Source organism: Tychonema sp. LEGE 06208 (genome assembly GCF_015207505.1).
Classification (GTDB): domain Bacteria; phylum Cyanobacteriota; class Cyanobacteriia; order Cyanobacteriales; family Microcoleaceae; genus Microcoleus.
Genome location: NZ_JADEWT010000026.1, coordinates 25,661 through 38,315 on the forward strand (window position 1 = coordinate 25,661; position 12,655 = coordinate 38,315).

At 46.6% G+C, this 12,655-nt stretch carries 22 protein-coding genes; 17 read left to right on the plus strand and 5 right to left on the minus strand.

All coding sequences use genetic code 11. From position 1 onward, the window contains the following. Window positions 1–347: 347 nt before the first annotated feature. The 3 genes from thyX to IQ263_RS09460 all read left to right on the plus strand — a co-directional run bounded on the left by thyX (window position 348) and on the right by IQ263_RS09460 (window position 2,284). Window positions 348–1,070 carry an FAD-dependent thymidylate synthase gene (thyX, locus tag IQ263_RS09450; protein WP_194067204.1) on the plus strand — a complete coding sequence of 241 codons (723 nt, stop codon included), beginning with the start codon at window positions 348–350 and terminating at the stop codon, window positions 1,068–1,070. 156 nt (window positions 1,071–1,226) lie between these two features. Next, a complete protein-coding gene (dut, locus tag IQ263_RS09455) occupies window positions 1,227–1,655 on the plus strand; it encodes a dUTP diphosphatase (protein ID WP_194067205.1) in 429 nt (142 codons plus the stop codon). 44 nt (window positions 1,656–1,699) lie between these two features. Continuing rightward, a complete protein-coding gene (locus tag IQ263_RS09460) occupies window positions 1,700–2,284 on the plus strand; it encodes a deoxycytidylate deaminase (RefSeq protein WP_194067206.1) in 585 nt (194 codons plus the stop codon). A 91-nt stretch (window positions 2,285–2,375) separates the two neighbouring features. Here IQ263_RS09460 and IQ263_RS09465 read toward each other — a convergent pair whose 3' ends face one another. Further along, a complete protein-coding gene (locus IQ263_RS09465; RefSeq protein ID WP_194067207.1) occupies window positions 2,376–2,627 on the minus strand; it encodes a hypothetical protein in 252 nt (83 codons plus the stop codon). A gap of 104 nt (window positions 2,628–2,731) precedes the next feature. Between IQ263_RS09465 and IQ263_RS09470 the strand changes: the two genes are divergently transcribed. Further along, window positions 2,732–3,004, plus strand: coding sequence for a helix-turn-helix domain-containing protein (locus IQ263_RS09470; RefSeq protein WP_228049922.1), 273 nt, complete (start codon window positions 2,732–2,734; stop codon window positions 3,002–3,004). A 101-nt stretch (window positions 3,005–3,105) separates the two neighbouring features. Next, the gene (locus tag IQ263_RS09475; protein WP_194067208.1) at window positions 3,106–4,050 is read left to right on the plus strand and encodes a histone deacetylase family protein; all 945 of its coding nucleotides are present in this window, start codon (window positions 3,106–3,108) and stop codon (window positions 4,048–4,050) included. On the opposite strand, the gene IQ263_RS09480 is transcribed toward IQ263_RS09475, so the two are convergent. From IQ263_RS09480 to ndhN, 3 genes are all read right to left on the minus strand, one after another. Continuing rightward, complete coding sequence (locus IQ263_RS09480) at window positions 4,020–4,526, minus strand: salt stress protein, Slr1339 family (protein WP_194067209.1); 507 nt, start codon at window positions 4,524–4,526, stop codon at window positions 4,020–4,022. The two genes, IQ263_RS09475 and IQ263_RS09480, sit on opposite strands and share 31 nt — an antisense overlap. A 73-nt stretch (window positions 4,527–4,599) precedes the next feature. After that, the gene (locus IQ263_RS09485; RefSeq protein WP_194067210.1) at window positions 4,600–5,205 is read right to left on the minus strand and encodes a vWA domain-containing protein; all 606 of its coding nucleotides are present in this window, start codon (window positions 5,203–5,205) and stop codon (window positions 4,600–4,602) included. A 118-nt stretch (window positions 5,206–5,323) separates the two neighbouring features. Continuing rightward, window positions 5,324–5,800: an NAD(P)H-quinone oxidoreductase subunit N gene (gene ndhN / locus IQ263_RS09490; protein ID WP_194067211.1), complete on the minus strand. Its 477-nt coding sequence runs from the start codon at window positions 5,798–5,800 to the stop codon at window positions 5,324–5,326. Between the two features lie 9 nt (window positions 5,801–5,809). Here ndhN and IQ263_RS09495 point away from each other — a divergent pair, with 9 nt between their 5' ends. Further along, window positions 5,810–5,995, plus strand: a complete 186-nt coding sequence (locus IQ263_RS09495) for a hypothetical protein (protein ID WP_194067212.1) — start codon at window positions 5,810–5,812, stop codon at window positions 5,993–5,995. On the opposite strand, the gene IQ263_RS09500 is transcribed toward IQ263_RS09495, so the two are convergent. Then, the gene (locus IQ263_RS09500) at window positions 5,992–6,180 is read right to left on the minus strand and encodes a hypothetical protein (protein ID WP_194067213.1); all 189 of its coding nucleotides are present in this window, start codon (window positions 6,178–6,180) and stop codon (window positions 5,992–5,994) included. The two genes, IQ263_RS09495 and IQ263_RS09500, sit on opposite strands and share 4 nt — an antisense overlap. 170 nt (window positions 6,181–6,350) lie before the next feature. On the opposite strand from IQ263_RS09500, the gene rplC reads away from it, so the two are divergent. The 11 genes from rplC to rplN all read left to right on the plus strand — a co-directional run bounded on the left by rplC (window position 6,351) and on the right by rplN (window position 12,655). Further along, a complete protein-coding gene (rplC, locus tag IQ263_RS09505; RefSeq protein ID WP_194010342.1) occupies window positions 6,351–6,986 on the plus strand; it encodes a 50S ribosomal protein L3 in 636 nt (211 codons plus the stop codon). Window positions 6,987–7,161: 175 nt separating this feature from the next. After that, the gene (rplD, locus tag IQ263_RS09510; RefSeq protein WP_194067214.1) at window positions 7,162–7,794 is read left to right on the plus strand and encodes a 50S ribosomal protein L4; all 633 of its coding nucleotides are present in this window, start codon (window positions 7,162–7,164) and stop codon (window positions 7,792–7,794) included. Beyond that, window positions 7,787–8,095 carry a 50S ribosomal protein L23 gene (locus tag IQ263_RS09515; RefSeq protein ID WP_194010344.1) on the plus strand — a complete coding sequence of 103 codons (309 nt, stop codon included), beginning with the start codon at window positions 7,787–7,789 and terminating at the stop codon, window positions 8,093–8,095. Before rplD ends, IQ263_RS09515 begins: the two co-directional genes overlap by 8 nt. A 156-nt stretch (window positions 8,096–8,251) precedes the next feature. Next, on the plus strand, window positions 8,252–9,115 hold the full coding sequence (gene rplB, locus IQ263_RS09520; RefSeq protein WP_194067215.1) for a 50S ribosomal protein L2: 864 nt from the start codon (window positions 8,252–8,254) through the stop codon (window positions 9,113–9,115). Between the two features lie 125 nt (window positions 9,116–9,240). Further along, complete coding sequence (rpsS, locus tag IQ263_RS09525; protein ID WP_194010346.1) at window positions 9,241–9,513, plus strand: 30S ribosomal protein S19; 273 nt, start codon at window positions 9,241–9,243, stop codon at window positions 9,511–9,513. A gap of 98 nt (window positions 9,514–9,611) precedes the next feature. Beyond that, a complete protein-coding gene (gene rplV, locus IQ263_RS09530; protein WP_194010347.1) occupies window positions 9,612–9,971 on the plus strand; it encodes a 50S ribosomal protein L22 in 360 nt (119 codons plus the stop codon). Between the two features lie 192 nt (window positions 9,972–10,163). After that, the gene (gene rpsC / locus IQ263_RS09535) at window positions 10,164–10,892 is read left to right on the plus strand and encodes a 30S ribosomal protein S3 (protein ID WP_194067216.1); all 729 of its coding nucleotides are present in this window, start codon (window positions 10,164–10,166) and stop codon (window positions 10,890–10,892) included. A gap of 109 nt (window positions 10,893–11,001) precedes the next feature. After that, complete coding sequence (gene rplP / locus IQ263_RS09540) at window positions 11,002–11,421, plus strand: 50S ribosomal protein L16 (RefSeq protein WP_194010369.1); 420 nt, start codon at window positions 11,002–11,004, stop codon at window positions 11,419–11,421. A 157-nt stretch (window positions 11,422–11,578) separates the two neighbouring features. Then, a complete protein-coding gene (gene rpmC / locus IQ263_RS09545; RefSeq protein ID WP_194067217.1) occupies window positions 11,579–11,860 on the plus strand; it encodes a 50S ribosomal protein L29 in 282 nt (93 codons plus the stop codon). Window positions 11,861–11,923: 63 nt separating this feature from the next. After that, on the plus strand, window positions 11,924–12,172 hold the full coding sequence (gene rpsQ / locus IQ263_RS09550; RefSeq protein ID WP_194010350.1) for a 30S ribosomal protein S17: 249 nt from the start codon (window positions 11,924–11,926) through the stop codon (window positions 12,170–12,172). 114 nt (window positions 12,173–12,286) lie between these two features. Beyond that, window positions 12,287–12,655 (plus strand): 50S ribosomal protein L14, encoded by a 369-nt coding sequence (rplN, locus tag IQ263_RS09555; RefSeq protein ID WP_194010351.1) that lies wholly within the window; start codon window positions 12,287–12,289, stop codon window positions 12,653–12,655.

Consider the following 12,655-nt stretch of genomic DNA (forward strand, 5'->3'; position numbering starts at 1 on the left):
CAGGGTACTTTAAGTTGCAATTCACAATCTGGAGAAGGCACGGAGTTTGTAATTAAAATTCCGCTCAAACAAAATTTGAGACCTTAGAACCTATCTACAGCAATATTACTATAACTACAACAAAAAATGCTTTTTGTTATAGTGCGATGCACCCTTGTCACCTGCTAGGGCGATCGGCACATCATCCGAAGCCCCCTATTCCCAAGCTATACTGCGAGTAACCCAAAAATTAGCTACATTAACTAACGAATTATTAGCATAAAAATAACTTGCCATAAATGCTATTATATGAAACAATCTAGGATGTTGCAATTTCAAACTACTGTTGGGAACACAAATAAAATATCATGGAGAGATTCAGAGTAGAAGTTATTTCTCAAACACCAAATCCTCAGCAAGTAGTTTATGCTGCACTCCATCAAGACTATACTGAGAACTTTGTATTTGACGAGCGGGATTCGTGGCCGTCTGAGGCAGAATGTGGCGAAATAATTGTTAAGCGACTCCTAGCGGGCGATCGTGGGCATTACGGCCCCCTAGAGCATCCCCAAATTATCTTCAATTGCGGGTACTTTCCCCACAGTGTCATGCAGCAGGCGAGGACTCATCGTGTCGGAGTATCATTTGATGTTCAATCTCTACGCTACACGGGAAATCAATTTCTTGATGCCGCTGTCGGTAAAAAAGATATCGAAGATATTTTTTACCTGCGTCCAGTAGATTATTATACCGATCGCGAAGGCAAAAAATATTACTATTCACCCGAACAAAGAGAAAAAGATTTAGAGTGGTGTCTAGAAGCCGCTAAACGTTACAAAATTGACTTCGACGGCGGGATGTCGGAGGAACACGCCAGAGGCAAATTACCCTTTGACTACCGCCAGCATTTTGTAGTCAGTTTCAATTTGAGGTCTTTCCTGCATTTTGCCGACTTAAGAAACAAGAAAAATGCTCAACTAGAAATTCAAAAACTCTGCGAAATGATGTGGCCTCACTTTGAGAATTGGGCACCCGACATTGCCAAGTGGTACACAGCTACTCGTCTGGGAAAAGCCAGACTAGCGCCGTAATAATTGCCATCATAGAAATTATTCATCTCTCTCTTCTCCTCCTCTGTGTCCTCTGCGCCAAGAGCGGTTAAATCATTCCGATACAACTGAAGTTGGGATAGCTAAAAACTTTTCTGTGTTATTATTCTTCCTTCTTCCTTCCACTCACAAAACAAAATGAAACTAAAAATCCTGCAACTGCATGACTCAGCCATAATTCCCAAATATGCCCATCATTCCGATGCTGGACTAGACTTGTTTTCTATAGATGAATTAGAAATTTCTCCGGGAGAAAGCCAGTTAATTCATACAGGAATATCAATAGAATTACCAGAAAAAACGGAGGCTCAAATCCGTCCCAGAAGCGGTTTAGCTCTCAAGCACCAAATCACTGTACTCAATGCACCAGGAACCATAGATGAAGGCTATCGAGGCGAAATCAAAGTCATCTTAATCAATCACGGTCAAACTTCCTTTCAAGTGACAAGAGGCATGAAAATTGCTCAAATGGTAATAGCGCCAGTAATTCGTGTGGAAATTGAAGAGATTAAAATGTTAAGTTCGAGTTCTAGGGGAGATAAGGGATTTGGCTCAACTGGACTATGACAATAAATTTCTCGTTTCAATACAGTTCTCATTCTAGATTTTAAATGAACAATACACCAGACAATTACGAACCCCCTCACAGACCAAATTGGGACGAATACTTTTTAATGTTAGCAAAATTAGCTGCTACTCGATCGACTTGTCTGGCTTTTCCCGTCGGCGCAGTAATTGCTAAAGACAGGCAAGTTTTAGCCACGGGTTACAACGGTTCGCCGTCAGGTTCGGTACACTGTACGACTCAAGGCTTTTGCTATCCGGGTTTAAGCAGTTGCGACGCCAGCAAAACTTTGCCGTCGCGGGCGGTACACGCTGAAGCAAATGCGATCGCCAAAGCGGCCAAACACGGGATATCTACGGCTGGATCTAGCATTTACGTGACTTTAGAACCCTGCATTTATTGTTTGAAATTAATCATTTCTGCAGGGATTCGCGAAGTATTTTATGAAACAGTTTTTAACAGCGGAGAAAAAGCTGAGTTGAGAGATTCTTTTATAGCTGAAGGTATTGTTGAGTTTACACAAATTCAGCTATCTGAAATCACAGCAAAAACAGCAGCTTCATTTCTGCTGAATCCTACGTCTGTTCCAAAAGATACTGTAACAGGAATTGTAGGCCCAGGCAAAGAATAAAACCTAACCCCCCCAACCCCTCTGTTTGCAAGCCTAGGGGTTGGGGAGAGGTTTTTACCGCTTCAAAGCTAGCTGTGAGACGGGCATTTTCTCAAGCTCGATCTTGTCCTCTGGAACGCTTCAGGATGCTGATGACTTCTCCTGGGTTGCGAGTTCGTGTCAACTTGCTCCACGATCCGAATTCGGCTATCCCCAAACTGTGCAAGCGGTGGATGATGCCCTTAACCCATTTGGGATCGCCGAGCAAAATCATTCGGTTTGCCGGCCGGCCGTCTATCGTTAAAGCGTCGGCGACAAGGCTAGCAGGGGAGCCATCGGCTTGTGCAGGTAATTTCTCTGACATAGGGTTTTACCAAGTTTCTAACCAAATAATGTTCGTAACTACAAACATCATACCTTACTTGATGTTTATAGTTACAAACATTTACGTCGTTAAAATCCTCTGAGATGATTGGAGGCATGGGAAAAGCAGGAAAAGCACTCAGGCAAGTCTTAGGAACTTACGGTATCAGCCAAAATCGCCTCGCGGTGACAATGGGCATTAATCGATCTACTGTTTACCAGTGGGTGAACGAAGTCAGCGATCCTCTAGCTGAAGCGGTAACGGAAATAGTCAAAGCTTTAGGAAATATTGATGAAGCTGCTGCGGAAGATTTTATCAATCTGTATCTGGGGCGATTCGTTGAGAAAAACGATCTTCGGGAGGAGGACAACAGTTAAATTTAAGGAACTCGGCGATCGAGCCAAGCTCTAGTTTATAAGCCAGAGCTTAAGCCTTCTTATGATATAATTCGAGACGCATTATTTTGGCTTGTGACTAAATGATTACCATCATCTACTCCTCGCAATTCCTCGAACATCAAACCGGGTACATGCACCCCGAACAGCCCGAGCGACTTACGGCAATTATAAATAGATTAAAAGCCTCAACAGTTGCCAACTTAATTGAATGGGTCGAGCCTTCTTCCTCCAGAAATGCAATCGAGGCGATTAAACGGGTTCATTCCATGACCTACATCGACTTGGTGAGTGCTTATTCTGCAAGAGGTTGGGGCTGCTTTGAGTCAACCCAGATTTTTCCGAAAAGCTTTGAAGTGGCGGAGCTGGCTGTGAATGCTTGGTTAGATGGGGTTGATAGAGTTTGGATGCAAGGAAAACCTGTTTTCGTTTTAGCAAGACCTCCAGGACATCATGCACTCCCAGATGAAGGCATGGGGTTTTGCATTTTCTGCAACGCAGCCATTGCCGCTATTTACGCACTTACTAATGAGAACATCAAGCGTGTTGGCATTCTAGATTGGGATGTCCATCATGGCAATGGAACCCAAGCTGCTGTAGAAAATTACCCCAACATCGCGTTCTGTTCGATTCATCAATCGCCCGGTTATCCGCACACAGGAAAATCACAAGAACAGGGCAAATTTAACAACATTTTGAATCTCCCCATAACCCCAGGTAGCACTATACAAAAGTACCATCAATTGTTTGAAACCAAAGTTCTCCCCTTTTTCCATAACTTTTGCCCAGATTTGCTTATTGTCAGCGCAGGCTACGATGCCAACCAAGCCGATTTACTGTCTAAAATAAATCTACAGCCCCAAGACTATGCTGCACTTACGCAATACAGTCTAGAAATTACACCGAGGGTTATGTTTGGTTTAGAGGGTGGGTATGAATTAGACAGCCTTTCGAACTCAGTCTTGGAGACAATTAGGCAATGTTTAAGTTCGATCGCTCAATCAAACTCGTCCACAACTTGTAAATAGTCGATCGCCGCATCTATCCTCGAACTATACTTAAAAGCAAACTGATCGAACCAATATCTCTCATCGGAATTCTTATCCAAATTTTTCAGCCAAACTTGAGCTTGCCTAACCTTCTGTCTGCGGGTTTGGATGTCTAGCTCTGACTGCACAATCTTTTCTGGGGGTTGCGGTGCTAGTGCAGTCACTTCCTGAGCTTTATTTTCTACTTTTTGCGGAGACTTAAGCGGTTTTTGTGCAGCAACTTCCTGATTTTTATTTTGTGCTTCGCATTCAGCCTTAATTTCAGCTAAATCCTTCTCTAAAGCACCAGGATACAAATTGATATTTGTTGTTTTTGATGTTTTATTTGACGGCACTGCTGCTGGTTGCGAAAGCGGTTGTGCTTCCACTGACGGCTGACTTTGTACCTCGCGAAGTTTTTGAGATGCTTGATATTCTGCCTTAAGTTCAGCTAACAGGCGATCGATCGATTCCATAACTTAAAACCCTCTAAAAAATGCTGCCCAGCAACCAGCCACAAATATAATCGCGCGAAATTTCCCCGATTCTTCAATCAGTGATTGCATTTAGCAATACTTCCGTCAGCGTCATGTCTTCAAGATCGTCCATCGTCACAGTATCAACGATATCAAATTTAGCCCCAGCGCTTTGCAGTTCGTCATCTAATATTTTGAGAAATTTAGTAGCTTCCGGCGCATTCCCTACTTGAATGAAAGAAATTGCTAACTCTTCATCTCGATCGATCTTCCGCGAAGCCTCTATAATCGTTTTCATCACTTCTTTGCGATCGTCCGGTTCCCCGTCCGTCACCACTAATATTGTTTCCCCATTTTGCTTGGTCTTACCGGATGCTTTGCGCTGAAAATAACTGTTTAGAGCGTCTAGCAGTACCGCAGCTAAATTTGTATTCCCCGAAGGTTCGTTTTCTTGGAATATTTGCAAGACTTTAGCTGATGTTACGTTGTCGTAGCGCTTGAAACGACCGGAAAACACATAAACGGTGATGCCGTCTGGGTCAAGTTCTTCGCATTTATTCGCTAGGGCGATCGTCGATTCTTGGATCAGCGCCCACCGACTTTTACCGCCAGTCCGATCTTTGGTGTACATACTGCCGCTTTTGTCAATGATGATTGTATAATCGCGGTTCTGAAGCATAAGATTTTCCTGTTAATTAAATTTTTTCCAAAAAAGAAGAAAACCAGCGAGCCGAAGCTGTTGAGCTTTCGTTGCTCGCTGCGTTTTTTAGTTGATTTGCGATCGCAAATAGCAGAATTTAAGCTGTAACTAAAGCTTCTGTAAGCGGCTTCCAGCTAAAAACTCGATCGCCCCCCATCTCCACTGCTATTTTAACTCGCGGTTCTAACGTCGGCAAAACAGTCAAATACTCAACTTCCTGACTCGACAAAACCTGCCCTTCAATAATCCACAGCACCAGTCCTTTTGCTTTCGGCGGCAAATTGTCTAATTGAGTTTTCAACATCGGCGGCAGGTAGTACGTATAACCGACAGCCCCTTCATTGCCAGTAGTTTTTTTGCCCAAATGCGGCGGCCGCACTCCGTGAACCCCCGTCAAATACATCGCCAAATCGCCCAAGCCCCGCGCCGTAATTGTATGGGCACCGTAGCCCGCAGCCCTCAGCCGCCGCAGGTAACGGCCCTCAAATCCTCCCTCTAAAGGAACGTACAGGGCTAGCGACCCCGACTTTTCCAAATCCCGAATCATATCCGAACCAGTCGTAATCAGTCCCATAAATTTGTCTTGCCTGCTGTTTTAAATGTGGTCGATCGCCAATTGCGAGCTTGGAGTATTATAAATCCTCAAGCTGAGGCGAAAAGTTTAGTCCGGGACGATCCGAATCAAAAAACCGGGTTTTTCAATCTGATTGACGGTTTGACCAAAGTATTGTCGTTAAAAAATTTCCGGTTTCCGGCCACCGGTGGTTAATTCATCAACTTATGCTCGCGGCCTTGACAAACGGCAAACACTTCATATACTATTGTGAATTGTCGCCGTAAAGGATACTGAGTAGCTTGCCGCTCAAGTCCTGGCACAAAAAAGCAAGACCGAGACAAAACTCGGAGGGCGATCGGGTAAAAAGCCGCGCATCTCAACCCTTGCAAGACTTCCACAAGCTCGCTCCCAAATTTAAAACTCAAATTTTAAACACCGAGGAAAGCTGTTGGTTGATAACAGTTAATTGCAGGAACACTGAAATAAATGTTTCTGCACAAGAGCAAGCGGATTGACGTAAAAAAATTCTCAATCCGAAACCTCTTGCGTAAATAAAAGGAAAAAATCCGTGTCTGTAGGCATTCTTGGTACAAAACTAGGCATGACTCAAGTGTTTGACGAAGAAGGGAGAGCAATCCCCGTCACCGTCATTCAAGCAGGGCCTTGTACAGTAACTCAAATCAAAACAAAACAAACTGACGGCTACGGTGCCGTTCAAGTTGGATACAGCGACGTTAAGCCGAAGGCTCTCAACCAGCCAAAATTGGGACACCTTGCCAAGTCGGGGGCGACTCCATTGCGCCACTTGCACGAATACCGATTGGAAGACACCAGTTCCTTTGAATTAGGTCAACAACTAAAAGCAGATAGCTTTACACCGGGACAAATAGTAGATGTCATCGGTACAAGCATCGGTAAAGGTTTTGCAGGCTTTCAAAAGCGCCACAACTTCAAACGAGGCCCCATGTCTCACGGTTCCAAAAATCACCGCGAACCTGGATCGATCGGACCTGGAACAACTCCCGGCCGCGTCTATCCCGGTAAAAGAATGGCGGGACGTATGGGCAACGTTCAAGTCACCGTCCGCAAACTCACAATTGTCCGGGTGGATGCAGAGCAGAATTTGTTGCTAATTAAGGGAGCAGTTCCCGGCAAACCTGGCGCCTTAGTCAATGTTGTGCCTGAGAAAAAAGTAGGACGTTAGTCAGCAGTCAGCAGTCAGCAGTCAGCAGTCAGTAGATAGTGGTTGGCGGGCGAGTAGCAAGAAGAACTAAGAGCCAAAAACTTAAAGCTGACAAAGCGACAAAGCGACAAAGTGACAAAGCGACAAAGCGACAACTAAAAAACAGACAACTAACAACAGACAAAGGACAAAAGATATGGTTAATTGTGTAGTGCGAAATTGGCAAGGCGAAGAAGTTGGGGAAACAACTTTAGAACTGCGCGTAGCCAAAGAAGAAAATGCGTCTCACATCGTTCACAGAGCATTGACGCGGCAACTGAATAACGCCCGTCAAGGAAATGCTTGCACCAAAACTCGATCGGAAGTTAGAGGTGGCGGCCGCAAACCTTGGCGTCAAAAAGGCACCGGTCGAGCCAGAGCCGGTTCGATCCGTTCTCCGCTGTGGCGGGGCGGCGGTGTCATATTTGGGCCAAAACCCAGAGACTTTGAAGTCAAAATGAACAAAAAGGAACGCCGTCTCGCTTTGCGGACAGCATTCTTCAGTCGTACCGAAGACCTGATTGTGGTTGAAGAATTTGCAGAGCAATTTCCGAGACCGAAAAGCAAAGACTTGCTGAGCGCGATCGCCCGTTGGGGCATCGACCCAAATAAAAAAGTTCTGTTAATCTTGCCAGAACCGCAACTAAACGTCTATTTGTCAGGACGCAACATCGAATTAGTCAACGTCATCTTGGCAACTTCCCTGAACGTTTACGACGTTCTCGCGGCTGACAAAATCATTGTCACCTCTACCGCCATAACAAAAATTCAGGAGATTTACGGTGAGTAAAATCGACCCCCGCGACTACGCAGATTTGATCCAGCGTCCGATTCTCACCGAGAAAGCTACCAGAATGATGGAATTAAATCAATTTACATTCGACGTAGCCCCCAAAGCGACCAAGCCTCAAATCAAAGCAGCCATCGAAGAGCTATTTAAGGTCAAAGTCATCGGCGTAAATACCCAAAACCCGCCGCGCAAAAAGCGTCGAGTTGGTAAATTCGTCGGCTTTAAACCTTGTTACAAGCGAGCCACCGTAACTTTGCTAGACGGAGAGTCGATCCGCAAACTGCTATTCCCAGAAGTTTAGCCAATTTTGGATTTTAGATTTTAGATTTTAGATTGCAGTTAGCTCGTGCAAATTCCCAATCCAGGAAACAGCAAGGTTAACAGATCATCCCAAATCTAAAATCCCAAATCTAAAATCTAAAATCCCAAGTCTAAAATCTAAAATCTAAAATCGATTATGGGCATTCGTTCTTACCGACCTTATACATCCAGCACCCGAGAAAAAACTGTCTCGGACTTTGCTGAAATTACCACGTCAGAACCCGAAAAGTCTCTAACCAGCAACAAGCACACCAAACAAGGCCGCAACAACCGAGGCGTCATCACCTGTCGCCACCGGGGAGGCGGTCACAAACGGCTTTATAGAGACATCGACTTCCGGCGCGACAAACACAGCATTCCTGCTACCGTCAAGTCGATCGAATACGACCCCAACCGCAACGCCCGCATCGCCCTAGTCTTCTACAAAGACGGCGAAAAACGGTACATCCTGCACCCGCTCAACTTAGCCGTCGGTACAGTAATAGTCTCAGGCCCAGACGCGCCGATCGAAATCGGCAACGCCCTACCCCTGAAAAACATCCCCCTCGGTACCAGCATCCACAACGTAGAGCTAGTACCCGGAAAAGGCGGACAAATCGTCCGTTCCGCAGGCTCCAGCGCTCAGCTAATGGCAAAAGAAGGTACCTACGTCACCCTCAAACTGCCCTCCGGCGAACAGCGCAAAGTCCGCGCCGACTGCTACGCCACCATCGGTCAAGTTGGCAACACAGACGCTAGAAACATCAGCCTCGGTAAAGCAGGCCGCACCCGCTGGAAAGGCCGCAGACCAACCGTTCGCGGTAGCGTCATGAACCCGGTAGATCACCCGCACGGCGGTGGCGAAGGCAGAGCGCCCATCGGACGCTCTGGGCCCGTCACACCTTGGGGTAAACCAGCATTGGGTGCCAAAACTCGAAAAAAGAAAAAGCGCAGCGACTCTTTAATCGTCCGTCGCCGCCGCAAATCTTCCAAGCGCGGCAAGGGCGGCAGACAAAGTTAGTCATCAGTCAGCAGTCATCAGTCCTTTTGTTGTTAACTGCAAACTAATTAACAAAAAAGTACCGATGACTAATGACTAATGACTAATGACTGATGACTAATGACTAATGACTTACTAAAAAAACCATGTCTCGATCGCTAAAAAAAGGCCCCTTTGTAGCAGATCACCTGCTCACAAAAATTGAAAAACTCAACGCCGAAGGCAAAAAACAAGTAATTAAAACTTGGTCGCGCTCTTCCACAATCCTGCCTCAAATGGTAGGTCACACGATCGCAGTTCATAACGGCAGACAGCACGTCCCAGTCTACCTCACCGACCAAATGGTAGGTCACAAACTCGGAGAATTCTCCCCGACTCGCACCTTTAGAGGTCACAGCGATAAAAAGGCAAAAAGATAGCCAAATTAGGTGACAGGTAATAGGTAACTGGAAAAAGTTTTTCCCAATTACCAATTACCTTTTTCCCAATTACCAATTACCAACTTACCCAAATCGAAATGGTTATAGATACCACATCCGAAATTAAGGCGATCGCCCGTTACATTCGGTCATCCCCCTTCAAAGTACGCCGAGTCCTCGACCAAATTCGCGGCAAAAGCTACCAAGAAGCCCTGATTTTACTCGAATTCATGCCCTACCGCGCCTGCGAACCGATCGTCAAAGTTTTGCGATCGGCAGTAGCCAACGCCGAACACAACGCAGGATTAGACAAAAGTAAGCTAGTAGTCTCTCAAGCTTACGCAGACCAAGGTCCAGTCCTCAAGCGCTTCAGACCCCGCGCTCAAGGTCGCGCCTACCAAATCCGCAAGCCAACTTGTCACATCACCGTAATAGTTGCTCCGATCCTAGAAGACTAAACCTAGGAAAAACGTAATAGGTAATAAACAGCTTAAAGTTGAAAAAATAGGCGATAGCCAATTACCTTTTCCTCAAAGCACGGAAATCACGGAGTCGCAGATAGTTGTTTTTTACATCTTCCTTCTTCCGACTTCCCTCGAACTTATTCCCAGTTACCAATTACCTTTTTCCCAATTAACTAATCAAATATTATGGGCCAAAAAATACATCCAATTGGTTTTCGTCTCGGCATTACCCAAGAGCACCGCTCTCGCTGGTTTGCTGACCCGAAGAACTATCCAGAACTCTTGCAAGAAGACTACAAAATCCGCAAGTACGTCCGCAAAACCCTCAGCAATGCTGGCATTTCCTCAGTCAGAATTGAACGGAAAGCCGATCAAATCGACCTAGAAGTCTTCACCGCCAGACCGGGCGTTGTCGTAGGTCGCGGCGGAGCAGGTATCGAAACCTTGCGCGTCGGTTTGCAACAGCTACTCGGTAACAACCGCCAAATTCGCATCAACGTCGTCGAAGTTCAGCGCGTAGACGCCGATGCCACACTGATCGCAGAATACATTGCCCAGCAACTAGAACGGCGCGTATCCTTCCGCCGAGTAGTCCGCCAAGCAATCACCCGCGCCCAAAAAGTCGGCATCCAAGGCATCAAAATTCAAGTCAGCGGACGGCTAAACGGCGCAGAAATCGCCCGTACCGAATGGACGCGCGAAGGCCGAGTCCCCTTGCACACGCTGCGGGCCGACATCGACTACTCCTACTGCACCGCTCAAACCATCTACGGTATTCTGGGCATTAAAGTTTGGGTTTTCAAAGGCGAAATTATTCCCGGACAAGAACAAGAATCTGCACCAAATGCAGCAGTGCCCCGGACTAAACAAAAGCGCCGTCGCCAGAACTTTGAAGATCGATCGAACGAAGGCTAGCTAATTGTTAACTGTTAGTTGCAATGGTCAATTGTCATTTAAAACCAATTGCCAATTACCAATTGCCAATTACCAATTACCAAATACCAAAATCCCAACTCCCAAAGCCATGTTAAGCCCTAAAAGAACAAAATTCCGCAAACAACAGCGCGGGCGAATGAGCGGTCAATCCACCCGCGGCAACACAGTTAGCTTTGGCGACTTCGCGCTCCAAGCCGTCGAACCCGCCTGGATAACCTCCCGCCAAATCGAAGCCGGACGGCGCGCCATGACCCGCTATATCCGCCGGGGCGGTAAAATCTGGATTCGCATTTTTCCCGACAAACCAGTCACCCAGCGCGCAGCAGAAACCCGGATGGGTTCTGGTAAAGGCGCGCCGGAGTTTTGGGTAGCCGTCGTCAAACCAGGCCGGATCATGTTTGAAATTGGCGGTGTAGCCGAAGAAACAGCCCGCGAAGCAATGCGTTTGGCATCTTTCAAATTACCGATTAAAACCAAGTTCATCAGCCGCGAAGAAGGCCAGTCCTAGCGAAAATCGAAGGTAGAGTTAGGTCGGCATTGGTCTGAATTTTAAAGGGCGACAGCAATTTAAAATCGGCAATTCATAACTTTTCTTTCCTTCGACCTTCAGCATCTAGACAATTAAGTCTTCACTCTTTCGATCGCTCACGATAAAGCACAGAATTATGTCTTTGACCAAGATTAAAGAAGCTAGAGAATTAAGCGATGCAGCAGTAGCAGAGCAAATTTTAGCCGTCAAGCGCCAACTCATGGATCTGCGGCTCCAGCAAGCTACCGGCCGCCTGGAAAAGCCTCACCTGTTCAAGCACGCCAAACATCGGCTGGCTCAATTAATGACAGTTGAACGCGAGCGCCAAATCGCAGCCGACGCTCAAGCTAAAGCCGAAAAAGCCGCATCGAAAGCAGCCGACGCACAGCAAGCTGCAACCGCAGTCAGCCCCGAGTAAGCAGCAGCCGAAGCTCGCACAGTAGTTCAAAAAAACTCAATTGCACAATAAAGATAGATAGCTATGGCAGTTAAAGAACGAGTTGGCGTAGTAGTCAGCGACAAGATGGACAAAACCGTCGTAGTAGCGATCGAAAACCGCTCCTCCCACAGTAAGTACGGCAAAATCGTAGTCCGCACCAAGCGGTACAAAGCTCACGACGAAGAAAATCAGTGCAAACCAGGCGATCGCGTCCGCATCACTGAAACTCGCCCCTTGAGCAAAACCAAACGCTGGACGGTTGCTGAGATTTTCGGTGCAAAAAATGGCTAACAGTTAATTCTGGATTGCTCAAAAGCGCGATTGGCGATCGAGCTCGATCGACCATCCATTAGCAATTCACAGTTAGCAGTTAGCAAGCATCAAACTACCTTTTCCCCAATCACCATGATTCAACCCCAGACATACCTCAATGTCGCCGACAATAGCGGAGCCCGCAAACTAATGTGCATCCGCGTATTGGGAGGCGGCAACCGTCGCTACGGCGGAGTCGGCGATGTCATCATTGCCGTCGTCAAAGACGCCATCCCCAATATGGCAGTCAAAAAATCCGATGTCGTCAGAGCCGTCATTGTCAGAACCCGCAAAGGCTTGCGTCGCGACAGCGGCATGAGCATTCGTTTTGACGACAACGCCGCCGTCATCATCAATCCAGAAGGCAACCCCAAAGGCACTCGCGTTTTCGGCCCCGTCGCCCGCGAATTGCGCGACAAAAACTTTACTAAAATCATTTCCTTAGCCCCGGAGGTACTTTAA